Origin of the sequence: Mycobacterium sp. (assembly GCF_965229265.1) — a bacterium.
In the GTDB taxonomy this organism is placed as follows: domain Bacteria; phylum Actinomycetota; class Actinomycetes; order Mycobacteriales; family Mycobacteriaceae; genus Mycobacterium.
In genome coordinates this window covers 1-22,077 of the sequence record NZ_CBDDIY010000012.1, presented here as the reverse complement: position 1 = coordinate 22,077, position 22,077 = coordinate 1, and the positions used below count along the sequence as shown (strand labels likewise).

General features: G+C 67.0%; 24 protein-coding genes and 1 tRNA gene. 17 read left to right on the top strand and 8 right to left on the bottom strand.

What is annotated here, in order from left to right:
• Positions 1 to 12: 12 nt before the first annotated feature.
• The 3 genes from ADBZ9K_RS17755 (at position 13) to ADBZ9K_RS17745 (ending at position 1,982) form a co-directional block, all read left to right on the top strand.
• Positions 13 to 666 (top strand): GNAT family N-acetyltransferase, encoded by a 654-nt coding sequence (locus tag ADBZ9K_RS17755; protein ID WP_526624181.1) that lies wholly within the window; start codon positions 13 to 15, stop codon positions 664 to 666.
• 145 nt (positions 667 to 811) lie between these two features.
• Positions 812 to 1,858, top strand: a complete 1,047-nt coding sequence (gene sepX / locus ADBZ9K_RS17750) for a divisome protein SepX/GlpR (RefSeq protein ID WP_526622812.1) — start codon at positions 812 to 814, stop codon at positions 1,856 to 1,858.
• A gap of 51 nt (positions 1,859 to 1,909) precedes the next feature.
• A tRNA-Ala gene (locus ADBZ9K_RS17745) sits at positions 1,910 to 1,982 on the top strand.
• A gap of 201 nt (positions 1,983 to 2,183) precedes the next feature.
• Here ADBZ9K_RS17745 and ADBZ9K_RS17740 read toward each other — a convergent pair.
• Complete coding sequence (locus ADBZ9K_RS17740; protein ID WP_526622810.1) at positions 2,184 to 3,335, bottom strand: peptidoglycan-binding domain-containing protein; 1,152 nt, start codon at positions 3,333 to 3,335, stop codon at positions 2,184 to 2,186.
• 279 nt (positions 3,336 to 3,614) lie between these two features.
• On the opposite strand from ADBZ9K_RS17740, the gene ADBZ9K_RS17735 reads away from it, so the two are divergent.
• From ADBZ9K_RS17735 to ADBZ9K_RS17725, 3 genes are all read left to right on the top strand, one after another.
• Entirely contained in the window at positions 3,615 to 4,118 is a 504-nt protein-coding gene (locus ADBZ9K_RS17735) for a glycohydrolase toxin TNT-related protein (protein ID WP_526622808.1), read from the top strand.
• The gene (locus ADBZ9K_RS17730) at positions 4,090 to 4,509 is read left to right on the top strand and encodes an Imm63 family immunity protein (RefSeq protein WP_526622806.1); all 420 of its coding nucleotides are present in this window, start codon (positions 4,090 to 4,092) and stop codon (positions 4,507 to 4,509) included. The genes ADBZ9K_RS17735 and ADBZ9K_RS17730 overlap by 29 nt, the downstream gene beginning before the upstream one ends.
• A 132-nt stretch (positions 4,510 to 4,641) precedes the next feature.
• Positions 4,642 to 5,160, top strand: a complete 519-nt coding sequence (locus tag ADBZ9K_RS17725; RefSeq protein ID WP_526622805.1) for a GNAT family N-acetyltransferase — start codon at positions 4,642 to 4,644, stop codon at positions 5,158 to 5,160.
• Here ADBZ9K_RS17725 and ADBZ9K_RS17720 read toward each other — a convergent pair.
• On the bottom strand, positions 5,143 to 5,799 hold the full coding sequence (locus ADBZ9K_RS17720) for a glycine-rich domain-containing protein (RefSeq protein WP_526622803.1): 657 nt from the start codon (positions 5,797 to 5,799) through the stop codon (positions 5,143 to 5,145). The genes ADBZ9K_RS17725 and ADBZ9K_RS17720 overlap by 18 nt on opposite strands.
• Positions 5,800 to 5,807: 8 nt before the next feature.
• On the bottom strand, positions 5,808 to 5,936 hold the full coding sequence (locus tag ADBZ9K_RS17715) for a hypothetical protein (protein WP_526622801.1): 129 nt from the start codon (positions 5,934 to 5,936) through the stop codon (positions 5,808 to 5,810).
• 228 nt (positions 5,937 to 6,164) lie between these two features.
• Between ADBZ9K_RS17715 and ADBZ9K_RS17710 the strand changes: the two genes are divergently transcribed.
• The gene (locus tag ADBZ9K_RS17710; protein WP_526622799.1) at positions 6,165 to 6,956 is read left to right on the top strand and encodes a bestrophin-like domain; all 792 of its coding nucleotides are present in this window, start codon (positions 6,165 to 6,167) and stop codon (positions 6,954 to 6,956) included.
• Here the strand turns inward: ADBZ9K_RS17710 and ADBZ9K_RS17705 are convergent.
• A complete protein-coding gene (locus tag ADBZ9K_RS17705) occupies positions 6,953 to 7,507 on the bottom strand; it encodes a hypothetical protein (RefSeq protein WP_526622797.1) in 555 nt (184 codons plus the stop codon). The two genes, ADBZ9K_RS17710 and ADBZ9K_RS17705, sit on opposite strands and share 4 nt — an antisense overlap.
• Before the next feature lie 181 nt (positions 7,508 to 7,688).
• On the opposite strand from ADBZ9K_RS17705, the gene ADBZ9K_RS17700 reads away from it, so the two are divergent.
• The gene (locus tag ADBZ9K_RS17700; RefSeq protein WP_526622795.1) at positions 7,689 to 8,930 is read left to right on the top strand and encodes a histidine phosphatase family protein; all 1,242 of its coding nucleotides are present in this window, start codon (positions 7,689 to 7,691) and stop codon (positions 8,928 to 8,930) included.
• A 49-nt stretch (positions 8,931 to 8,979) separates the two neighbouring features.
• Here ADBZ9K_RS17700 and ADBZ9K_RS17695 read toward each other — a convergent pair whose 3' ends face one another.
• Positions 8,980 to 9,732, bottom strand: a complete 753-nt coding sequence (locus ADBZ9K_RS17695; protein WP_526622793.1) for an O-methyltransferase — start codon at positions 9,730 to 9,732, stop codon at positions 8,980 to 8,982.
• Between ADBZ9K_RS17695 and ADBZ9K_RS17690 the strand changes: the two genes are divergently transcribed.
• The 6 genes from ADBZ9K_RS17690 to ADBZ9K_RS17665 all read left to right on the top strand — a co-directional run bounded on the left by ADBZ9K_RS17690 (position 9,731) and on the right by ADBZ9K_RS17665 (position 16,384).
• On the top strand, positions 9,731 to 10,600 hold the full coding sequence (locus ADBZ9K_RS17690) for a methyltransferase family protein (RefSeq protein ID WP_526622791.1): 870 nt from the start codon (positions 9,731 to 9,733) through the stop codon (positions 10,598 to 10,600). The genes ADBZ9K_RS17695 and ADBZ9K_RS17690 overlap by 2 nt on opposite strands.
• Before the next feature lie 44 nt (positions 10,601 to 10,644).
• Positions 10,645 to 12,852 (top strand): MMPL family transporter, encoded by a 2,208-nt coding sequence (locus ADBZ9K_RS17685; RefSeq protein ID WP_526622790.1) that lies wholly within the window; start codon positions 10,645 to 10,647, stop codon positions 12,850 to 12,852.
• Between the two features lie 76 nt (positions 12,853 to 12,928).
• Positions 12,929 to 13,987: a type III polyketide synthase gene (locus tag ADBZ9K_RS17680; RefSeq protein WP_526624179.1), complete on the top strand. Its 1,059-nt coding sequence runs from the start codon at positions 12,929 to 12,931 to the stop codon at positions 13,985 to 13,987.
• The gene (locus tag ADBZ9K_RS17675; protein WP_526622788.1) at positions 13,987 to 14,496 is read left to right on the top strand and encodes an isoprenylcysteine carboxyl methyltransferase family protein; all 510 of its coding nucleotides are present in this window, start codon (positions 13,987 to 13,989) and stop codon (positions 14,494 to 14,496) included. Before ADBZ9K_RS17680 ends, ADBZ9K_RS17675 begins: the two co-directional genes overlap by 1 nt.
• Positions 14,493 to 15,509: an NAD(P)/FAD-dependent oxidoreductase gene (locus ADBZ9K_RS17670; protein WP_526622787.1), complete on the top strand. Its 1,017-nt coding sequence runs from the start codon at positions 14,493 to 14,495 to the stop codon at positions 15,507 to 15,509. The genes ADBZ9K_RS17675 and ADBZ9K_RS17670 overlap by 4 nt, the downstream gene beginning before the upstream one ends.
• 20 nt (positions 15,510 to 15,529) lie before the next feature.
• Entirely contained in the window at positions 15,530 to 16,384 is an 855-nt protein-coding gene (locus ADBZ9K_RS17665; protein WP_526622785.1) for an SDR family NAD(P)-dependent oxidoreductase, read from the top strand.
• 4 nt (positions 16,385 to 16,388) lie between these two features.
• Here the strand turns inward: ADBZ9K_RS17665 and ADBZ9K_RS17660 are convergent, their stop codons facing one another.
• Complete coding sequence (locus tag ADBZ9K_RS17660; RefSeq protein WP_526622783.1) at positions 16,389 to 17,888, bottom strand: cellulase family glycosylhydrolase; 1,500 nt, start codon at positions 17,886 to 17,888, stop codon at positions 16,389 to 16,391.
• A gap of 190 nt (positions 17,889 to 18,078) precedes the next feature.
• Here ADBZ9K_RS17660 and pat point away from each other — a divergent pair, with 190 nt between their 5' ends.
• Entirely contained in the window at positions 18,079 to 19,125 is a 1,047-nt protein-coding gene (gene pat, locus ADBZ9K_RS17655) for an acetyltransferase Pat (RefSeq protein WP_526622781.1), read from the top strand.
• 1 nt (position 19,126) lies between these two features.
• Positions 19,127 to 19,948 (top strand): shikimate 5-dehydrogenase, encoded by an 822-nt coding sequence (locus tag ADBZ9K_RS17650; protein WP_526622779.1) that lies wholly within the window; start codon positions 19,127 to 19,129, stop codon positions 19,946 to 19,948.
• Between the two features lie 82 nt (positions 19,949 to 20,030).
• Here the strand turns inward: ADBZ9K_RS17650 and lpqN are convergent, their stop codons facing one another.
• Complete coding sequence (lpqN, locus tag ADBZ9K_RS17645; protein WP_526622777.1) at positions 20,031 to 20,735, bottom strand: envelope biogenesis lipoprotein LpqN; 705 nt, start codon at positions 20,733 to 20,735, stop codon at positions 20,031 to 20,033.
• 256 nt (positions 20,736 to 20,991) lie between these two features.
• Here lpqN and ADBZ9K_RS17640 point away from each other — a divergent pair, with 256 nt between their 5' ends.
• A complete protein-coding gene (locus ADBZ9K_RS17640; RefSeq protein ID WP_526622775.1) occupies positions 20,992 to 21,468 on the top strand; it encodes a TspO/MBR family protein in 477 nt (158 codons plus the stop codon).
• 1 nt (position 21,469) lies between these two features.
• Here ADBZ9K_RS17640 and bsh read toward each other — a convergent pair.
• A partial coding sequence (gene bsh, locus ADBZ9K_RS17635; RefSeq protein ID WP_526622773.1) for a bile salt hydrolase occupies positions 21,470 to 22,077 on the bottom strand: 608 nt, incomplete at its 5' end.

Here is a 22,077-nt window from a genome sequence, read left to right as displayed (position 1 = left end):
GGACCCGGCACTGTGAATCTGTGGCGCAGTAGTTCCCTGCATCCCGGCTGGCCCACGGCCGTCGGCCCGCTGCGGGTGCGAGCCGGTGTCATCCGGTTGCGCCCGGTGCGGATGCGGGATGCGGCGCCGTGGAGCCGGATCCGACTGGCTGATCGTCGCTATCTGGAGCCGTGGGAGCCTACCGCGGAAGTGGATTGGTCTGTGCGCCATGCGGTTTCGTCCTGGCCCCCGGTGTGCTCGGGGCTTCGTGCCGAGGCGCGCAGGGGCCGGATGTTGCCCTACGTGATCGAGCTCGACGGGCAGTTCTGCGGTCAGCTCACGATCGGCAACGTGACCCACGGGGCGCTGCGTTCGGCCTGGATCGGCTACTGGGTGTCCAGTGCCGTCACGGGTGGGGGAGTGGCCACCGGCGCGCTGGCGCTGGGCTTGGACCACTGCTTCGGGCCGGTGACGCTGCACCGGGTGGAGGCGACCGTTCGCCCGGAGAACGCGGCCAGTCGTGCCGTGCTGGCAAAGGCCGGATTCCGCGAGGAGGGGCTCCTCAGGCGCTACCTCGACGTCGACGGCGGGTGGCGCGATCATCTGCTCGTGGCGATGACGGTGGAGGAGCTGGAGGGTTCGGCCGCGGCCCGGTTGGTGCATCGCGGCCTGGCGCAGTGGGCCTGATTCCGGACCCGCCTGTTACTAATGTGACATTTGGGGCTGTTGGTGCTTGTCAACAGCAAATTACACGTGTGTAATTGGCTTCGGCGCGCCGTCACGGGTTGCGTAGGTCACGGACCTAGCCTGGACGGGAAAGGAGCAGGCCACCATGCCAAGCATCCCCCAGTCATTGCTCTGGATCTCGCTCGTGGTGCTTTGGTTGTTCGTGTTGGTCCCGATGCTCATCAGCAAGCGTGACAACGTCCGTCGCACAAGCGATGTCGCGCTGGCCACCCGGGTGCTCAACGGCGGCACAACCAAGTCCCGGAGATTCAAGCGCAGCGGTCCGGCTGCCGGTCACCGCCACGACCCCGATTGGCAGCCCGAAGCCGACCAGTACGACGACCTCGACGAGGACGACGACGTCGCACCGGTACGCACCCGGTCGGTGGTGGTCGTGGCCGCCGTCGCCGAAGTGACCGAACCGGACTATCTGGACGTCGACGTCGTCGACGAAGACTCCGGCGCGCTCCCGGTCGGCGGTGGAGCAGCCCGCGCCGCCGACGTCCAGCCCACGCTGTTCGATGAGGCCGCCGAGCCGGTCGTCGAGGAATCGCCCGCCGAGGCCGAGGCCGAGACGATCGCCGAGGGTGAGGCCACCGACGAGTTCCGGGCCATCGCCGACGACGCGCCAGCCGACGGAACCGCCGACGAATACGAATACGTCGAGGACACCTCGGGCCTGGAGGCCGAGGAAGACCCAGCGACCGTTGCGGCACCCCGCGCCAGCCGGCCGCGCCGCACCGAGTCCACCACCGCCGCGGCGGTCAGCGCCCGCAAGTACCGCTTCCGCAAGCGCGTGCTGATGGCGATGGCCGCGGTCATGGTCATCACCGCCGTGCTGTCCTTCACCGTCAGTGCCGACCTGTGGTGGGTCTGCGGCACCGCGGCCGGCGTGACCGTGCTGTACCTGGCCTACCTGCGTCGCCAGACCCGGATCGAGGAGCAGGTGCGCCGGCGTCGCCAGCAACGGATGGCACGCTCGCGCCTGGGCGTGGAGAACACCGAGGACCGCGAGTTCGACGTCGTGCCGGCCCGGTTGCGCCGACCCGGCGCCGCCGTGCTCGACATCGACGACGAGGACCCGATCTTCGAGCACCTCGACGAGGTCGCGTTCGCCCGGCACTTCGACCTGCCACGGGCGGCGGGCCAGTAGGCTGCCGGTTTCAGCCCGGCGGGCCAACACTGGTAACCTGCTAGCGACCAAGGGGCTATAGCGCAGTTGGTAGCGCGTCTCGTTCGCATCGAGAAGGTCAGGGGTTCGATTCCCCTTAGCTCCACTTAGTTTGTGCAGTTCAGGGCGCTGGTGCGCAGTCCGTTTTTGCACGGGTAGCGGCGTCGATACGATCCGCGACTTCGTCAGATCCTCATCGAGGTGCCCTGCGTAAGTGCCGAGGGTTATTGATGCCTTCGCGTGGTCGCATCCGTTGAACTGCCTTCGCGTTGGCGCCGGCACTGACTGCGAGACCGGCACCGGCCGGTCAAGTAACTTCATTGACAAGCTGTATACCGACTTCAATTCCGGTGCGCCCGCCGAACTCCGGCTTCGGGAGGTGGTATTCACCGTGCGCCTGTATGCCGCCCAAGGCCACCAGCGTTCTGATCAGACGCGGGATGTCGTCAAGCACCCCTTGTGCGCTCAACGCTTCGACGAGCTGCCGATCCGGTGGCGGGGCGCTCGCAAAAGTGGTGATGAGCTGCGTCATCAATGGCAGTGCGATACCCGTGGTGGCGGCTAGGATCGCTGCGCCACCGGCGCCGAGGACGCCGCCGAGAAGCGGTCCGACGATACCGATGTAACTAGCAATCGCGGGGATCACGATCTGGGCGCTGTAGCCGACGAACGTCAGCGACGTCTCTGCTTTGACGAACCACGGATAAAACAGCGCCACAACAGTGTCATCGGTCGTGCACGCGTACAGGTCGAAGTGGGTGGTGATGCTGTAGGTGATGTCGTCGAGCCACGCTGGGGTGTCTAGACGAGCGATTCCCGAACCTGGGGGGTTGTTACCGATCTTCGTGGGACCGGGCTGCCGAGTTGGGTCGCCAAAGCAGATGACTCGCCGCAGTCGGTGACGGTGGGCCGCGAACTCGCCCCCGGTGCCGAAAAGTTCAAGAATCGCGCGCTTAAACCCATCCGCTGATTGCGAGTAGCCAGAAACCACGATGTCGCCGCTGGTATTGACGCGCAGAAGCCGCGCCCATTCCATTTTCAGAGAGAAGATGGACTCGTCGTAGCTGATGTTCGGGTCACCGCCCATCAGTCCGAGGAACCCACCGGCCGGATAGGCGAGTGGCTGGTGGTTCTTTCCCGCGACTCTCGCGGCTTCGCCGACGTCGAATTGCGGGCCCATCCACCACTGTCCGCTGGTGCCAGCTGCGGTGTACACCCACGTTCCCGACATCCGCACTGCGCCCCGGGAGGGCTGGTAGCCGGCCCGGTCGAGGAATGCGTCATCGGCCATCCCGGTTACCGGAAGCCCGTACCGCCGCTGAGCCTCGGCGACGGCTCGGACTTCGTCGTTGCCGTAGTACCCGTCGGCCCTGACGCCCGTGTACGAGGGGACCTCGCGGCTTAGCCACTCTTGGAATGGACGCAACTCCGAGCCGTGGTCACCTTGCTTGAACGCCATTAGAACAACCCCTCTTTGGTGCACAGCATGTGGTTCGCGAAACCTATGGCGGCGTCGTGATTCGCATGATCCGCGAAGACTCGCTGCGCGCCTAGGGACTTTCGTACCTGCACCTGTCTCGATGATCACGACCTGGCGCCTGTGCCGCTGGTTCGGCGACCCCCAAAGCGCCAGAGACGACTGGCGGTCCTGCGCTCTGTGCTGCTATCCATGGATCAACAGGTCTGAAGGGGAATGAGATGTCGCTTCGGGTCGGTATCGAGGATCTGGCCGCAGGACATGCTGTTGCCGGCAGGCCTGCCGGCCGAGCTGGTTACCGAAGGTGGCATCCTGTTGTCGGTCATGCGTGGGTGGGATCCTCTGGGGGGCATGCACCCAACACAGTTTGACAATCAGTTCGGCGGGGCCGGGGCTCGGGTTTTCCCAGACAACAACGGATTTCCGCCGGGCTATGTCCCGCAACCCGCCCATCTCCAAGCGGGGGACATCATCGACAGAATCGGATCCACGGATGGGCGCTATTTTGCCCCGGACGGTACTCCTTTTGGCGGCCGGGCGATAATGCCGGAAAGTGCTGGTGGGGAATATCATCGCTACATGATCACCGGGAAGCCGCTTCCCGATGGGTGGCAGATCGTCGAAGGACCGATACAACCGTGGTTCGGACAGACACCGACACCTGGTGCCCCCCAATACATGATTGTCGGTCCTCCTGAGGCCAACGTCGAGGAATTGATCGACAGAGGTATTCTCGATGAATATTGGCCGCCCCTTGGACGCTAGGTCAACTGAGTTGCAAACCGAGATCGATCGGATCGCAGCGCAACTCGGAGTGCGCCCCCTATCCGTCGGATTATTGACCAATGACGGTCTGAACATCTTCGTCGGTGATGATGGCCGATATCACTTCACCTTCTATGAACGTGGGAAGGTCGGATTTGAACGCGTAGGTAGCTTGGACGACGTGCTCTACCGGTACTGCCAGGGTGAGGTCTCCAGCCAGGCAAGGAAGTATGTAGGCGACCGTAGGCAGCGGTTCCGTTTCGAGTACGAGGTTCTCAGTCGCTTTCATCCCGACTGGGCCAAGCGCCGAGTGCGAGAGTTGGCTGCGATGTTCCACAACGGTCAGCCCGAAGATATTGCGTTGCTTCCCGACATCGGAGAAGATCTCTGAAGAAGCCACCAGCACAGTGTGATTGGTGCCCGGCGCGAGATGGCGGGAACCACTGCTGGAGATCCGCCTCCCCCGTTGCTGACCCCGCCTAACGACTGGACCACTAACCCGGTCCCGCTCAATACTGTGGGGATGGTCGACGTCAGGGAAGCCACTCTCGCAGACACGATGGCGGTCGCCGACGTCGCCATCCGGTCTTGGCAGCGGGGCTACCGCGGCCTCATCGCGCAGGATTACCTCGACGGCCTGCGTCCGCAGGACCGGGCGCGTCGATACGCCTTCGGCGCGATGGACATCCGCGGTCCGTACACCCTGGTGGCGCTCGATGGCGACACGATCTGCGGGCACATCACCATCGGCCGATCGCGCGACGAGGACATTGCGGACAGTGGTGAGATTTGGGCGCTCTACGTCGACCCCGTGCGCTGGGGAGGCGGTGTCGGCGGCGCGCTCATCACCGCCGGCTGTGACCGGTTGCGCCGGGCCGGCCACGACCGGGCGGCGCTGTGGGTGCTGTCCGACAACGTCCGGGCCCGGCGCTTCTACGAACGATCGGGGTTTTGTACCGACGGCCGGGAAAGAACCGACGTCATTGGCGGCACGCTCGTGCACGAGGTCAGGTATCAGGGTGAGCTAGGGCGCCAGCCGTAGGACGCCCGACCGCACGAGCGGCCCGACCACGCCCACCTTTTCGTCGTCGGTGAGGTCGCCGGGGAGCTCGCGCACATAGAAATCGCGGGTGGCGGTGATGAACTCGAGGGCATCCCGGGCCAGCGCGTTGACCGACAGGACCGTGGCTCCGGTGTCGTCGACCAGGTGGACGGTGTCCGCATCGGTGGTCAGCACCAGCGCCCCCGCCCTGTCGTTGACCACCCGGCGGGACGGGACGACGCAGGTGTCGTCGTACCAGATGCTCGGCAGCGGCTCGCCGAACAGCTCCTCGTAGCGGCGGCGAAAGTCGTTGAAGGATGCCGTGTTCTGCGCTGGAACGCCGTGGTCGCCGGCCGCGGCGGGTGCGTGGTGCAGGTAGTTCCCGAAGTAGCGGTGACCGTAGTCGCTGTACTCGGCGGTGAACAGGATGAAGGTGTGCCAGGCCTCGTCAACCATCGCCGAATGCATGCCGAACGTCATGCCCGGGGTGGCGTCGCAGAGCACCAGGTACTTCTTGGCCTCGGTGAACAGAAGCTCGGCTTGCTCGGGGCTGTCGGCGACCCGGTCGTCGAGAAGCCGGTCGGTCACGAAAGGCGCGGTGAAGGCCAGGGCCGCTGCCAGTCGACCGTCGAGCGCCATGGCTGCCGTTACTTCTTCGCTGCGAAGCAGAGGCCCGCCTTGCGGAAGCACAATGCACTGGCCGAGCGTCCGCTGGGGCTGGTGACGGTGAGCCGGCCGACGGTGACGGTCTCGGTGCTGCTCTTCGTGTTGCTCATGGTGTTCTCCTTGTCTGGTGGGGGTGGCCTGATTGCCGCCCGCGCTGGCTCAACTGTGGCTCATCTCACGCACCGGGTCTGTCCGTAGACCGGACCGTCTCTGGGGTGAGTCCGCCGTCCCCCGATCGGCCGACACCGGCAGTTCGCCGAACACCATCGCTGGCCACCGCGCCCGCTTACAGTCGAGTGGACCCGTTCGTTCGTTGAGGCGTAGCCATGGGAGAGACGATGAGCCGGTGGTTGGTCAGCCACATCCCGCCGGGGCTGCTCCTGGTTGTCTTGATCGTCGTCATCGCCGGCGGAGCAGCGCTGATTCAGCGTTCTGTGCGGCGGCGGTTTCCCGCCCTGACCCGCGACGAGCACAACGACGTCACCAAATTCACCTACGGATTCATCGGTTTCATCTATGCCTTCTTCATCGGTTTCGTGGTCTCGTCGATGTGGAGCCAGATCAACACCGCGGACGCCAACGCGCGCGCCGAAGGCGCCGCCGCAGTCGAAATGGCCAGGGGAATAGTCACTTTCGATGCCCCCGATGCCGAAAGCATTCGGCAGGCGCTGCTCGACTACGAGCGCGCGGCGATCGCCGAATGGGGTGATGGCGGGGACCGTTCGCAGCGCGCGGACGCGGCGCTGGATCGCCTCTCGGCGGCCTACGGTCAAGTCGCCGCACGGACTGATGGCCAGAAAGCCGTTCTGGCGGCGTCCTATTCGAACCTGGACAAGATCAGCCAAGCCCGGACCGTGCGGTTGCTGACCGACCGCGAGGACGCCGGGCCGCCCTGGCCGCTGTGGGCGGTCATCTTCTTGACCAGTGCGATGGTCGTGGGCACGGTGATCATCTACGGAGTCGAGAAACCCGTCATGCACTACCCCATGGTGGTGATCGTCGGCCTGATCGTCGCGGCGAATCTGTTTCTGATTCTCGAACTGTCACATCCCTACGTCGGCGGGATATCGACCACATCGGATCCCCTCCGCGAGGTCGTCGACGCGCTCACACGGCCGACGATGACTTAGCGGGTGCTGCCGCCGACCTCGGCGGGCAGCGGCGGCGGCAACGGTGTGGTGGACGTCGGTGTGGTGGACGTCGGCGTGGTCGAGGTGGCAGGTGTCGAGGTCGATGTGGTGCTCGATGTCGAGCTTCCCGTGCTCGGCGCCGAAGCCTGGGGGCCGTGGAAGTCCACCCACGACTCCGTGCGCACCACGCTGCCGCCGGAACTGACCACCAGCGAGCTCGAGCTGACGGTGTAGGTGATCCCGTCGTTGTTGGCCTGATACGACCCGTCGCCCTTGCTCGACGCGGACAACACCAGCTTGGCCCCGTCGCGCACCCGCACCCCGCGGTAGGTGTACTGGCCGCTGGCGGTCTTGCAGATCGCCACCCGCGATGTCTCGGTGCTGCCGAACAGGACCGCGGTGTCAGAACTGGAGCACCGCGCCGTCGAATCGACATAGCCCTGTCCGTCGAATGCCGGCGCGGCTGCGGCGGACGGTAGCGCGGTGAACAGCAGTGCCGAGCATGCCGCGACCGCCGCGAGGCGAGCGGTGCGGATTGCGATGGAGGACATTGCATCCACGACACCACGGCGGGTGCGGGCGTGCGACCGTCGATGCGGAGAAACTACGAGATCGTTAGGTTCTCGACACTCTCGCAGGCGTTTGTAGACAGATTCGCCATTGTGTACTGTGACCTAGCGCACAAGCAATACAGTCTGTGTGCCATGCCATAGCCGGGGATACGGAGGTCGGATGCGAGACCACAGGAGCAGGATTCTGAAAGCGCTCGGGACGGTGGTCGCGACCGCCGCGCTCCTCCTGATGTCGGCGCTGCCCGCCTGGGCCGCCGATTCGATCACCCTCACCTGGGTGCGCCACGGCGAGTCGTATGGAAACGTGGCCGGCGCCGGGATCGACACCAAGGTGCCCGGGCCGGAGCTTACCGCGCTGGGCGAACAGCAGGCAGCCGCCGTCGCCGCCCAGCTCGCCGCCGGCGGCTACGACAGCATCTACGTCTCCGACATGATCCGCACCCACCAGACCGCCGCGCCGCTGGCCACCGCCCTGGGTCTGACCCCGATCCAGGAGGGCGGCTTCCGCGAGATCAGCGCGGGCATCTTCGAGGGATCCCCCGTCGACGGCGGTCTCGGCCGCATCGGCTACTTCTTGATCCCGGTGGCCTGGTCCCTGGGGCTGCGGAGTCTTCCCATCCCGTTCGGTGAATCCGGCACCGAGTTCGACGCCCGGGTCGACGGTGCGATCGCCGACGTCATCGCCAACGGCGACGTCAAGCCGGTGATCTTCTCCCACGCCGCCACGATCATGGCCTGGACGATCATGAACGTCGACAATCCGGACCCGCTGCTGGCGTTGACCCACCCGCTGGGTAACACCGCCGTGGTGGTCGTGACCGGTAACCCTGAGGACGGCTGGACGTTGGTCAGCTGGGACGGTATCGCGGTCGACCCGAACCCGTCGTTGGTCACCAAGCTGTTCGTCAACTTCCGCAACCTGGTGGTGGCGCCCCAGGATGCCTTCTTCGACGTCGGCCAGGCACTCAAGACCGGTGACATCACCGCGGTGGTGAACTCGATCCGGGCCGGCGTGGTCAATATCGCCACCGCCACCGTCGATTTCGCCAAGAACACCGTCACCGACATCGCCCAGGCCGTTGTTGGTGCGCTGCCCGCTCCGCCGAGCGCGGCCGTCCTTCCCGTCGCGACGAAGGTCACCTCGGCCGCAGCTACCACGGTGGCGGCGCAAACCTTGGCCGACGTCGACGAGACGGCGAGTTCCACCGGAGCGACGGACCTGACCGACGGCAACAAGGTCGAGCCGGGCAAGGCCACCGCCGGCGCCAGCCGCCGCGATGGCGCACTGCAGGCGGTGTCCGACTCGGCCGAGGCTGCAGCCGCCACGCCCGGCACCTCGACGGGCGACGGGGCCAAGAAGGGCACCGGTTCCAGCCGGCGGGCACACAAAGCCGCGGCCTGACCCACACCCATCGGTCCCCTTCGCTCCGGCGAAGGGGACCGATGCGTGTTCAGCCGAGGTACTCCGACTCCAGCACCAGGTCACCGACCAGCTTCTGATACTCCATGTGGGTGCGGTGCTCGATGGTCTGCCACTGTCCGCCTTGCTGCTCGCGCATGTAGGCCAAGTACTTCGGTGAGCCGGGGAATCCCACATTGTCGGCCACCACGACAGATCCCCGATGAAGCCAGTCGCGCGCGACGATGCTCAGCAGATCGGCCAGATAGGCGTTCTTGTCGTGATCGATGAACAACAAATCCAGTGCGCCCGGGCCGAATCCGTGCTCGTCGTGCAGGACGTCGAGGGTGCGTCCGCCGTCACCGATCGTGCCGACCACGCAGGTGATCTGCTGACCGACGCCGGCGTGGTTCCAGATTCGCTGGGCCACTGCGGCGTTCGCGGCGGCCAACTCGACCGAGAACACCCGTGCCGATGGTGCCGCACGCGCGATCCGCAGCGCGCCGTAGCCGCAATACGTGCCCAGCTCCAGTGCCAGCCGCGGCTCCGCCCGGCGCACCGCGGCGTCGAGCAACGCGCCCTTCGCGTCGCCGATGTTGACCAGGAACGACTTTTCGTAGGCGTACTCGTCCAACGTCGCCAGCACGTCGTCGATGTCACCGCGGCGGGCGTTGGCCTCCACGAAAGCCGCAGCCGCCGCCTCGCGCCCGTCGCCGATCTGGCCGGTCCGGTTGAAATTGCGGATACCGATGCCGGTACGCAGCACCGACCATCGCAACAGTGGCAAACGGCGGCGAAGATTCATGCGCCCACGCTACGTTGTGCTCGGGAGCGCCACCGGAGGTTGTGTGCGGGCATCGTCATCGTCGTCAGCCGCGCGACGGCGCGGCGGCCGAGCCGCCATTGCGGTGGGCTACGGCATCCTGTGCCATGCGTCCTTCCTGCTGGGCGTCGGCGCCATGATGGTCGCGATGTACTTCGGGATGAGCCGGTCCCTGGGCACTGTGGCGGCGCCGTGGAGCTGGATCGCCAATGCGGCCCTGCTCCTTCAGTTCCCGGTCGCCCACTCGCTGTTGCTGACCGATCGGGGCCGGGCACTGCTGAACCGGCTGGGCCCGCGGGGCACCGGCCGCACCCTGGCGACCACCACCTTCGCCACCATCGCGGCACTCCAGGTCCTTGCGCTCTTCGCGCTGTGGTCACCGTCCGGGATCGTCTGGTGGCAGGCCCGCGGCCCCGCCGCGGTGATCCTCGTCGCGCTCTATGCCACCTCCTGGCTCCTGCTGGGCAAGGCCATGACCGATGCCGGGCTGTCCCTGCAGACCGGCAGCCTGGGCTGGGTCGCCCTGTTGCGCGACCGCACACCGGTCTACCCGCCGATGCCGACGACCGGCCTGTTCCGGCTCACCCGCCAGCCGATCTATCTCGCCTTCACGCTGACGGTGTGGACCGTGCCGACCTGGACCCCCGACCAGCTGGTCGTCGCCTTGGTGCTGACTACATACTGCCTGGTCGCGCCGCTGTTCAAGGAGGCCCGATTCCGCCGGATCCACGGGGCGGCATTCGAGGCGTATGCCCGCGGCGTGCCCTACTGGTTACCGTGGCTAGGTAGGGCAGGGAAGCATTGTGAACCTTCTGCCGATGGTGTACGTATCACCAGAGAGCAGGGCTGACACCGAAGGACAGATCATTGCTGCGTGGGATCGCCCGGCGAATCATGTCCGCGCCGCGCCGTGTCATCGCCATCGTGGTGCTGGCCATGGTGGCCATCGGCATCTTCGGCGTCCCGGTGGCCAAGAGCCTGTCGCCGAGCGGCTTCGATGACCCCAACTCGCAATCGTCGCAGGCCGCGCGGCTGCTCACCGAGAAGTTCGGGCAGGGCGATGTCCAGCTGCTGGTTGTCGTCACCGCGCCGGACCGTTTCGACAGCCTGACGGGGCGCGCCGCCGCCCTGGACGTCATCGACACGCTGAAGCGCTCGGGGCACGTCGCCGGGATCACCTCGGCGTGGACGTCGCCGCCACAGGCTGCCGCGGCGTTGGTCAGCCGGGACCAGAAATCAGGCCTGATCGTCGCCGGCATCAGCGGTGAAGCCAGCAAGCAGCAGGCCTACACCAAGGATCTGTCCGACCAGATCACCCGCGACCGGGACGGCGTTGTCGTGCGCACCGGTGGCACGGCCATGGTCAACCTGCAAGTGACCGAGCAGTCCCAGCACGACCTGCTGCTGATGGAGTCGATCGCCGTCCCGCTGAGTTTCCTGGTGCTGGTGTGGGTGTTCGGCGGTCTGTTCGCCGCGGCGCTGCCCGTCGCCGTCGGGCTGACGGCGATCCTCGGGGCGCTGGCGGTGCTGCGGGTGACTACCTTCTTCACCGACGTCTCGATCTTCGCGTTGAACCTGACCACCGCGATGGGGCTGGCCTTGGCCATCGACTACACCCTGCTGATGATCAGCCGCTACCGCGATGAGCTGGCCGACGGATTCGGGCGCGAGGACGCGCTGCTGCGCACCATGATGTCGGCGGGCCGCACGGTGCTGTTCTCCGCGACCACCGTGGCCCTGTCGATGGGCGCGATGGTGCTGTTTCCGATGCACTTCCTCAAGTCGTTCGCCTACGCCGGCGTGGCCACGGTCGCCTTCGCCGCGCTGGCCGCGATCGTGATCACCCCGGCGGCGATCACGCTGCTCGGCGATCGGCTCGACGCTGCCGACGTACGTCGGCTGGTCCGCCGTGTCCTGGGCCGCGCCGAACCCGCCCAGCGGCCCGTCCAGGAGCAGTTCTGGTACCGCTCAACCACTTTCGTGATGAAACGCGCGATCCCGATCGGGCTGGCCGGGGTGGTGGTGCTGTTGGTCCTCGGGGCGCCGTTCCTCGGCGTGCGGCCGGGCTTCCCAGACGACCGGGTGCTGCCGGCCTCGGCGTCGGCGCATCAGGTCGGCGATCAACTGCGCAGCGACTTCCCGAATAATTCCGAGACTGCTGTCCCCGTCCTGATTCCCGACGCCGCCGGTCTGTCCGATGGGCAGATCGCCCGTTACGCGGCCGACCTGTCCCGGGTCCCCGACGTGACGGTGGTGTCGGCGCCGATGGGGGCGTTTGTCGGGGGCAACCGGGTGGGCCCGCCTTCGGCGGCGACCGGCGTCGCGTCGGGCAGTGCGCTGCTGACCGTGGAGAGCGCCGCGCCGCTGTTCTCGGATCGTTCCGAGGACCAGCTCGACCGGTTGCACGCGGTGGGGACTCCCGACGGCCGCGGCGTCGAATTCGCCGGAACCGCGCAAACCAACCGGGACAGCGTGCACGCCATCACCTCGCGGCTGCCGCTGGTGCTCGGGCTGATCGCGGTGATCATGCTGGTGCTGCTGTTCCTGCTCACCGGCAGCGTGGTGCTGCCCATCAAGGCCCTGGTGCTCAACGTGCTGTCGTTGACCGCCGCGTTCGGCGCGATGGTGTGGATCTTCCAGGACGGCAATCTCGGCGCGTTGGGCACCACCTCGACCGGGACCCTGGTGGCCAACATGCCGGTGCTTTTGTTCTGCATCGCGTTCGGGCTCTCGATGGACTACGAGGTGTTCCTGGTGTCGCGGATCAGGGAATTCTGGCTGGCTTCCCCGCAGACCGCCGCGGACAACGACGAGGCCGTCGCGCTCGGGGTGGGCCACACCGGCCGGGTGATCACCGCGGCGGCGCTGATCATGGCGATCTCGTTCGCCGCGCTGATCGCCGCCCACGTGTCGTTCATGCGGATGTTCGGGCTCGGTCTGGCGCTGGCCGTGCTGGCCGATGCCACCCTGGTGCGCCTGGTGCTGGTCCCCGCGTTCATGAAGGTGATGGGGCGGTGGAATTGGTGGGCGCCGAAACCGCTGGTCAAGGTGCATCAGCGGCTCGGGATATCCGAGTCCGGCCCAGAGCGGCATACTGATTGACGTGTCAATAAACAGGCCGCAGGACGAGGCCGGTGAACCGGTACCTGCCGATCCTCGTGTCCTAGATGTGCGTCCCATCAGTGTCATCGCGGGTGTGCGTGGCGAACTGCCCCCACTGCGCTTCAGCCAAGCCGACATCACCGACGCGTTCGTGCAGATTCCCGGCTACGACGAGTACGAAGAGATCGTCCGTGGCCTGCATCGCAGCGCCAAGGTGAACAACCGGCACTTCGTGCTTCCGTTGGACAAGTACGTCACCCTCAACGATTTCGGCGAAGCCAACAACCTGTTCCTCGAGAACGCCGTTGACCTCGGCTGCGCGGCGGTGGCCGGTGCCCTCGAGGAAGCCGGCCTGCGGCCCGAAGACGTCGACCTGATCGTCTCGACCACGGTGACCGGTATTGCGGTTCCCTCGCTGGATGCCCGGATCGCCGGGCGGCTGGGGATGCGTCCCGACGTCCGACGGGTTCCGCTGTTCGGGCTGGGCTGCGTCGCCGGCGCGGCCGGGGTGGCCCGGCTGCACGACTATCTGCGCGGCGCCCCGGACGGCGTCGCGGTGCTGGTGTCGGTGGAACTGTGCTCGCTGACCTACCCAGGCGCCAAACCCAATATGGCCAGCCTGGTGGGCAGCGCGCTGTTCGCCGACGGGGCCGGTGCCGTCGTCGCGGTCGGGGAGCGGCGGGCCGAGAAGATCGGCGCCACCGGCCCCGACATCCTCGACTCGCGCAGCCACCTGTATCCGGACTCGCTGCGCACCATGGGCTGGGACGTCGGCGCATCCGGTCTGCAGCTGGTGCTGTCGGCGGATCTGCCCGAGGTCATCGAGCGCTATCTGCGCGACGACGTGACCGGATTCCTGGGCGCCCACGGCCTCGACATCGACGAGATCGGTACCTGGGTCAGCCACCCCGGCGGCCCGAAGATCATCGAGGCGATCACCGCCAGCCTGCAGCTGCCCGACGACGCGCTCGAGCTGACCTGGCGCTCGCTGGCCGACATCGGCAACATCTCCTCGTCGTCGGTGCTGCACGTGCTGCGCGACACGATCGCCAAGTGTCCGCCCGCGGGCCCCGGCCTGATGATGGCCATGGGTCCCGGATTCTGTTCGGAACTGGTCCTGCTGCGCTGGCACTGATGATCTTCTATGTCCTGCTGATCGTCGCGGTCGCGCTCGAACGGATTGCCGAGCTGGTCGTCGCGCGGCGCAACCTGGCCTGGAGCCGGGCCCGCGGCGGCGTCGAGTTCGGGGCGAGCCACTATCCGGTCATGGTCGTCCTGCACACCGGGCTCCTGCTGGGCTGCCTCGCCGAGGTGATCGGACTGCACCGCCCGTTCCTGCCCGCCCTCGGCTGGCCGATGTTCGCGATTGTGGTTGCCGCCCAAGGCTTGCGCTGGTGGTGCATCTCCACCCTGGGCCGGCAGTGGAACACCCGGGTCGTCGTCATCCCGTCCGCGTCACGGATCACCGGCGGGCCCTATCGGTTCCTTCCGCATCCCAACTACGTCGCGGTCGTCGCCGAGGGGATCGCCCTGCCGCTGGTGCACACCGGGTGGATCATCGCGGTGGTCTTCACCGTGCTCAACGCGGCGCTGCTGCGAACCCGGATCCGCACCGAAAACGCCGCCCTGGCCAGCCTGACGTGATCGACCTCCTCGTCGCGGGCGGCGGTCCGGCCGGTTTGGTCACCGCACTGCACGCCGCGCGAGCGGGGCTGTCGGTCACCGTCGTGGAACGCCGGCCCGGGCCGATCGACAAGGCCTGCGGTGAGGGTCTGATGCCACACACCGTCCGTCAACTGGAGAACCTCGGTATACGGCCGCCGGGCAAGGCGTTTCGCGGGGTCACCTACCTGGACTCGCGGCGCCGCATCGAGGCCCCGTTCCGGGCCGGCCCCGGCCTGGGGGTGCGCCGCACCACACTGCACACCGCGCTGAGCGACGCAGTGCGCGCCGCGGGCATCGAGGTGATCGACACCGATATCGGCCCGGTCAGCCAGGATTCGGCCTCGGTGCGGTGCGCCGGTCTGCAGGCCCGCTATCTGGCCGCCGCCGATGGACTGCACTCGCCCATCCGGCGATCGGTCGGCCTGGCCCGGCCCAACGGCGGGCCGCGCCGCTGGGGGTTACGCCGGCACGTCAACACCGCGCCGTGGAGTGACACCGTCGAGGTGTACTGGGGCGACGGCGCCGAGGCGTACGTGACCCCGGTGGCCGACGACTGCGTCGGCATCGCCATCCTGACCTCGCGCCAAGGCTCCTTCGAGAGCCGGCTGAACGAATTCCCGGCGCTGGCCGCCCGGGTGCAGGGCCACCCGCACGGGGCGCAACGGGCTGCCGGGCCGCTGCGGCAACGGGTGGCCGGGCGCCGCGCCGGGCGGGTGCTGCTCGTCGGTGATGCCGCCGGCTACATCGACGCGTTGACCGGTGAAGGCCTGGGCATCGCGTTCGGTGGTGCCGAGTTGCTGGTGAATTGTGTTGCGGCCGAACGCCCGGGTGACTACGACCGGCAGTGGCGGCAGATGTCGCGTCGCTACCGGCTGCTCACGGCGGGCCTGCTGCGCGCCGTCGAGTCCGCCTCGCTGCGGACCCGGATCGTGCCGGCGGCGGCCGCGCTGCCGTCGGCATTCACCGGGATTGTGAACCTGCTCGCGTACTGACGGGCGTAGGCTGCGCCGCTATGAGCCACGGCCCCGACGAGGTTCCCGCCATCGCGGACTGGAATCGCCTGCTGGACGGTCGCGTTGCGGTGGTGACCGGCGGCGGTGACGGGATCGGCGCGGCTATCGCGACGTTGTTCGCCGCACACGGAGCCCTGGTCGAAGTGGCCGAGATCGACGCCGGGCGCGCCGACCGGATCCAGCGCGAGGTCTTGGCCGCCGGGGGTGTGATCCGCAGCCACATCGTCGACGTCACCGACGACGATGCCGTCGCTGTGCTGGCCGATGCGGTGCTGTCCGAACACGACCGGATCGACGTGCTGGTCAACAACGTCGGCGACTATCGACCGCTGACGGCCTTCGAGGAATCCTCACCGCAGACCTGGCAGCGGATGTACGACATCAATCTGCGGCACGTCTTCGCGGTGACGCGGGCGTTCGTCCCGGCCATGATCCGGGCCGGCAGCGGCAACGTCGTCAACGTGCACTCCGTCGAGGGCATGCGGGGGTTCCCCCGCGATCCGGTGTACGGAGCGATGAAAGCCGCGGTCGCGCATTTCACCACCTGCCTGGCCGTCGACCTGGGTCGGCACGGAATCCGGGTCAACGGAATCGGAACCGACCTCACCCAGACCCCGCAGGTCGACTATCTCACCGGTTATGAGGATGCCGACCACCTGTGGCAATCGTGGGCTCCAGTCGGGCGGGTCGGCTGGCCGCAGGACCAGGCCCGGGTCGCGTTGTTCCTCGCCTCCGACCAGTCCGCATTCGTCACCGGCCACAACATCCCGGTCGACGGCGGAACGAAAGCCGGTGGCGGGTGGCTGTTCTCACCGCGCGCCGGCCGCTTCGTCAACCGTTCGAAACACCTGTGAGGCCCTAGCGGGCCGATCGGCCGGTCGAACCGCGGCTGCCGTGATCGCTGTTTGTCGGGCGCTCGCGGTGCTGCTGGACCGTCTTGCGTCCGCTTGCGGCTGCGGGTGCCGATGCTGCCCGGTCCGGTCGCTTGCTGGAGCCCACCGCCCGGGCCGGCCTCGGCGCGGTGCGCGGCTCGATTGCCGGATCCCGCTCGGCGGCAGTGGGTTTGGCGGCCGGCGCGGCGGATGGCGCGGCTGCGCTGGGGGCACGAACAATGCCCAGACCCGATGCGATGGTCTGCACCACGGCGGTGACCCCGCTACTGATCAGTTGCACAACCAGTTTCGGGACCACCAGCGCCAGGTTGATCAGCTGCCGGATGAACACCTGCACCGCCTGCAGGAATGGATGAGCCGGCAGATAGGGCGTGACGTCGAAGGGTTCGGCGGTGCCGTCGGCCAGATCGGCGATCAAGGCCGCCACCGTGCCGGCCGCGAGCTTCGGCGTCCAGTTGGTGGTGAATATGCCGAAGTTTGCCTCATCGTCGAAGTCGCCGGTCGCGGTATCGCGGGTGGTGTAGACGAACATCGGCCCAGCACCCTGGACCTGCTGCCAGGCCACCGCGAAGTCGTGGATGTAGGCGGCCTGCTGAGCCTGGGACACCTGACTGGTGGGCAGGCCGTACTCGGTGGCCCACAGCTTCAGGGCACCGTCGCCATTGGCCAGCATCAACGCGCGGATCGCCGCGACCTGCTCGATGGGTTCACCGGCGGATGTCCCCTGCGAGAAGGGGGTCACGTAGTGATACGGGTGATAGGACAGCGCATCGAAAAACCCATGCGCCCCATCGGCGTACATCTGGCTGACGAAGCTGTCCGCGCTCGTCGAGATCCCCGCGATGGTGCCGACGGCGCCGAGCACGCCGCCGATCACGGTGGCCGACGGGTCGGCAGCCTTGATTGCGGGGTACGCGGCCTTGAGCAGATCGGTATAGGCCTTGGCACTCACCGGCGACCAGAAGGTGACGCCGTTGGGTTCGTTCCAGATCTCGTAGGCAGAGATCCTGCCCTGATATCGGGTCGCGACAGCCGACGCGAAATCGGCGTATGCGCCGGGGCTGGGGTGGCCGTTGACCGGGAAACCCGCCCACACCGGTGTGCCATTGATCACGCCGAGCACGCCCATATCTCGGTCGGCGGCTGCGTCGACCACCATGTCGAGTTTCGACCAGTCGTATGCCTGAGAGCTGCTGGGTTGCACAAAGATCCACGGCACGGCGATGCGGATATCGGTCACGCCCAGCGATTGCAGCTCATCGAGGGTCTTGTTCACGTCGGCTTCGGAGAGGGTGTACAGGCTGGAATCGGCGATGCCCAGCGTGGTCGGCGACTCGTTGATCGCTGCGGTCAGCACCACTGGCAGGTGAACAGCACCATGGGAAACCGGGGCAGCGCCCGACGTGGCGGGCGTCGGCGTGGCCGCGATCACGACGGCCGCGGTGCCGACGGCTACGACACGCATGCCCGTTCCAAAGCGACTGAACAGCTCCGGCATGCGCACACCCCCGATGTTGCGTCCCGTTCAGCAGACTCTAACCCGCCCGGTGTGAGAAGGGGCGGTAGTTCAGTCGAACCCGGTAGCCTGTGCGCCGAATCGGTCCGGGCGCGGCGCGCCCATCGGTAACCTCGATGAGGATGACGACGGAGGTCCCATGACGGCGGAGGGCGGCGAAGGCGGCCTGGCGTCGGCGCTGGGCGCGACACCGGAGTTGGTCGCCGTCCGCGCCGACGCGCTGGCCCAGATGGACGTCTTCGACGGCTGTTCGGTGGAGCTGTTGCGGCCGGTGGCCGAGCGGCTGCGGCCGCTGCAGGCGCCGGCCGGCCAGGTGTTGATGCGTCAGGGTGAGCAGGCCGTGTCGTTCCTGCTGATCCAGTCGGGCCGCGCCGAGGTGCGGCACACTGGCGACGACGGCGAGTTGGTGCTCGACGAGGTTTCCGACGGCGTGATCGTCGGCGAGATCGCGTTGTTGCGGGACAAGCCGCGCACCGCCACGGTGACCACCACGGAACCGTTGACGGGCTACATCGGCGATTGCAGCGCGTTCGAGGCGATGGCCGAGCTGCCGGGAATCACCGAACGGCTGGTGCGCACGGCTCGCCAACGGATGGCGGCCTTCGTCACACCGATCCCGGTGGTGCTCAAGGACGGCACCGAGCTGATGTTGCGTCCGGTGTTGCCCGGCGACAGCGTCCGTACCTCGAACGGGCCGGTGGAGTTCTCCACCGAGACGCTCTACCGCCGGTTCATGTCGATGCGTGCGCCGAGCATGGCGTTGATGAACTACCTGTTCCAGGTCGACTACGTCGACCATTTCGTCTGGGTTCTCGTCGACGGGCCCGACGGTCCGGTCGTGGCCGACGTGCGGTTCGTGCGGGACGAGGCGGATCCGTCGGTCGCCGAGATCGCCTTCATTGTCGGAGATGCCTACCAGGGGCGTGGTATCGGCAACTTCCTGATGGATGCGTTGACCATCGCTGCGCACGTCGGGGGAGTGAAGCAGTTCACCGCGCGGGTGCTCTCCGACAATCTGCCGATGCGCATGATCCTGGATCGCTTTGGCGCGCACTGGGAACGCGATGAGCCCGGCGTGGTCACCACCGAGTTCGAGGTTCCTAAGACCGATGCGCTGCAGATCGATCCGGTGCTGGCTGCCGAAATCCGAGACACGGCGCGGCAAGTGATCCGGGCGGTCGGCTGACATGGCCAGACCGATGCTGAACAAGGACACCCTGCTGTGCATCTCGCTGGCCGGCCGGCCGAGCAACATCGGCACCAGGTTTCACAACTATCTCTACGATCAGCTCGGTCTAGATTTCCTCTACAAGGCCTGCACGACAACTGATATCGCCGCCGCGATCGGCGGGGTTCGGGCGCTGGGGATCCGCGGTTGTTCGGTGTCGATGCCGTTCAAGCGGGACGTGCTGACCCTGGTCGATCATGTCGAGGGGTCCGCGCGTGCGATCAACGCGGTCAATACGATCGTCAACGACGGCGGCGTGCTGACGGCGGCCAACACCGATTACACGGCGGTGCAGCGCCTCATCTTCGAACACGGGCTCGACCCGGACGCGGAAGTGTTGATCCGTGGTAGCGGCGGTATGGCCAGCGCGGTGGCAACCGCGTTCCGGGACAGCGGATTCGGCAACGGCACCATCGTCGCGCGAAACCCCCAGACCGGTCCGGAGTTGGCCGGCCGGCTCGGCTACGGCTGGCGTCCCGAGGTGGGTGACATCCGTGCCCGGGTGGTCGTGAATGTGACACCGATCGGAATGGCGGGCGGCCCCGAGGAACGCGAGCCCGCCTACGGCGATGAGGTGATCGCCGCGGCGGAAACGGTTTTCGACGTGGTGGCGGTGCCGTCGGAGACGCCGTTGATCGCGGCCGCCCGCGCTGCCGGAAAGCAGGTCATCACCGGTGCGCAGGTGATCGCCCTGCAGGCCGCTGAACAGTTCGAGCGCTACACCGGGGTTCGTCCCACCCCCGAGCAGGTCGCCGAAGCGGCGGCATACTCACGCACCTGAGCCGCGGCGGTGGGCGTTGTGCACCGGAATCGTCGGAAACCGGTGCACAACAACCACACTCGCCGGACGGCGCGAATCTCGATCAGGGCGTGATCGTCGTCTTCTCGTCGATGACGCCGGTCGCGTCCATCAGCGGGCCTTCCTGGCCGTCGAGGGCGTCGGCGTTCATCTGCAGGACGTAGAGACCGTCCTTGCCCGGGATGACCACCGTCTTCTGGGCGATGATCCGCTTCTTGCCGTCCTTCATGTAATTGCCGCCGAGCTGCACCGCGTCGAACCCGCTCAGGGTGCTTTCGCTGGGCTCCCCGAGCGACTCGAAGCCGGGGAGGTTCTGCAGCTCGCCCGGGGCGAACTCGAGGATTTTCTTCGGATCGACGTTGCCGGTCAGCTTCGAGACGATCGCGATGATGCTCGGCGGGTCGTTGGGATCCTTCGGGGCGTCGAACACGATCGCGCCATAAGCCCACTCCGGCGTCTGCGCCCCGGCGTCCGACCAGCCCGGCGGGGTCGCCAGGTCAATGTTCGGTGAGCCGGCCTGACCGCGCTTGACCGGCGACTCGGTGATCTGGTTCTCCTTCAGGTAGTCCTGAATGGTCTTGTTCTTGGCGGCTGCCGTCGTGGGGCTTGGCGACGCCTCGGTGCTTGTCGAGGTGGACGTCGAGGTGCTTGTCGAGGTCGAGGTGGACGTCTTGGTCTCGGACTTGTCGCTCGAGCCGCAGCCAACGAGCGCGAAACTCAACGAAACGACGGTCAGACCCGCCGCAGCCACTGCCGTCATCTTGTTCATCGGATGCGTTCTCCTTGTGTTGTGGCCGACGGCCGCCATCGACCAATCCGATTGAGCAGCTTAGTGCTCCTCACAGCGGATTTTCGGAAATACTCAGGAGCCCACCCCCGCCGAAAGCGCCTGACCGGGGACGAATGGTTAGCTCGCCGCCGACCCGTCGCCGGCGACCGGCGGCTATCGGGGCAGGTTCTGACAAGCGTGTGACAGTCGGCGGAGTCCGGGCGTTACGGGCCGTACGCCCGGGTAAATTGGCGCTATGCGCAAGTCAATCGTCGGAACAGCATTGGCGACGGCCGCGGCCGCGGTGGCAGGCAGCGTCGCGAGCCGCCAGGGCGTCGAAACGTGGTATCCCACACTGCGCAAGCCGCGTTACGTCCCGCCGAACGCGGCGTTTCCGATCGCGTGGACCACGCTCTACACCGACGTCGCGGTGACCTCGGCGGCGACCATCGACCGATTCCGCGCCGACGGCCAGGACGCGAAGGCGCGTGCCTACATCGCGGCACTGGGCGCCAATCTGGTGCTCAACGCCAGCTGGAGCTGGCTGTTCTTCAAGCTTCACAAGCTCGGCCCGTCGGTTGCGGTGGCCGGCGCACTCACCTTCAGCAGCGCCGATCTGGCCCGCCGGGCCGCCGACGCCGATCTCAAGGCGGGCGCGGCTCTGGTGCCCTACCCGCTGTGGTGCTCGTTTGCCACCCTGCTGTCCACCGACATCTGGCGGCTCAACCGCTGACTCAGAACGGCAGCGTCACCGGCGCGAACGTGTCGGTGACATCGCCGACCAGGGCGTAGTCGTAGGGGTCGACGGCGACCGGCCCCGTCGCCGCGTCCAACGTCAGACGATCGAACTCCACCCAGATGATGCTGGGGCTGGTGGTCAGCTCGAAGAAGTACGTCCGGTTGGTCAGGTCGGTGACGGTGCGGTATTCGGTGTTGTAGACACCGAAGTCGGCGTATGGCGCGCCGAACGGTACGGACACGTTGCGCATGATCGCCATGACACCCGCGATCGCCTCGCGCGGGGACTTCGGCTCGGGCAGCAGGGCGGAGTAGTACGCGGCGCGCTGGAACCGGTCGACCGCGTTGACGTTGCCCGGCAACGGCATTTCCCGGCTGGGGTGTGAAAAATCTTGTTGGGCAAGTAGTTTCAGCTGCTCGTCGTAGACGGGATCGTTGGTCATCAACGTGTACTGCTTGCCGTGGTGGACAACGGGTTGTCCGTCGGCGAACTCGATGACGGCCGAGTCACCGCCGACATCTTCCAGCGCGACATGCAGGTTGGCATCGTGCCCGCGGACGTGGATCTTGACCGGTTGGATGGTCTTCATCAGGTCCAGGGCCT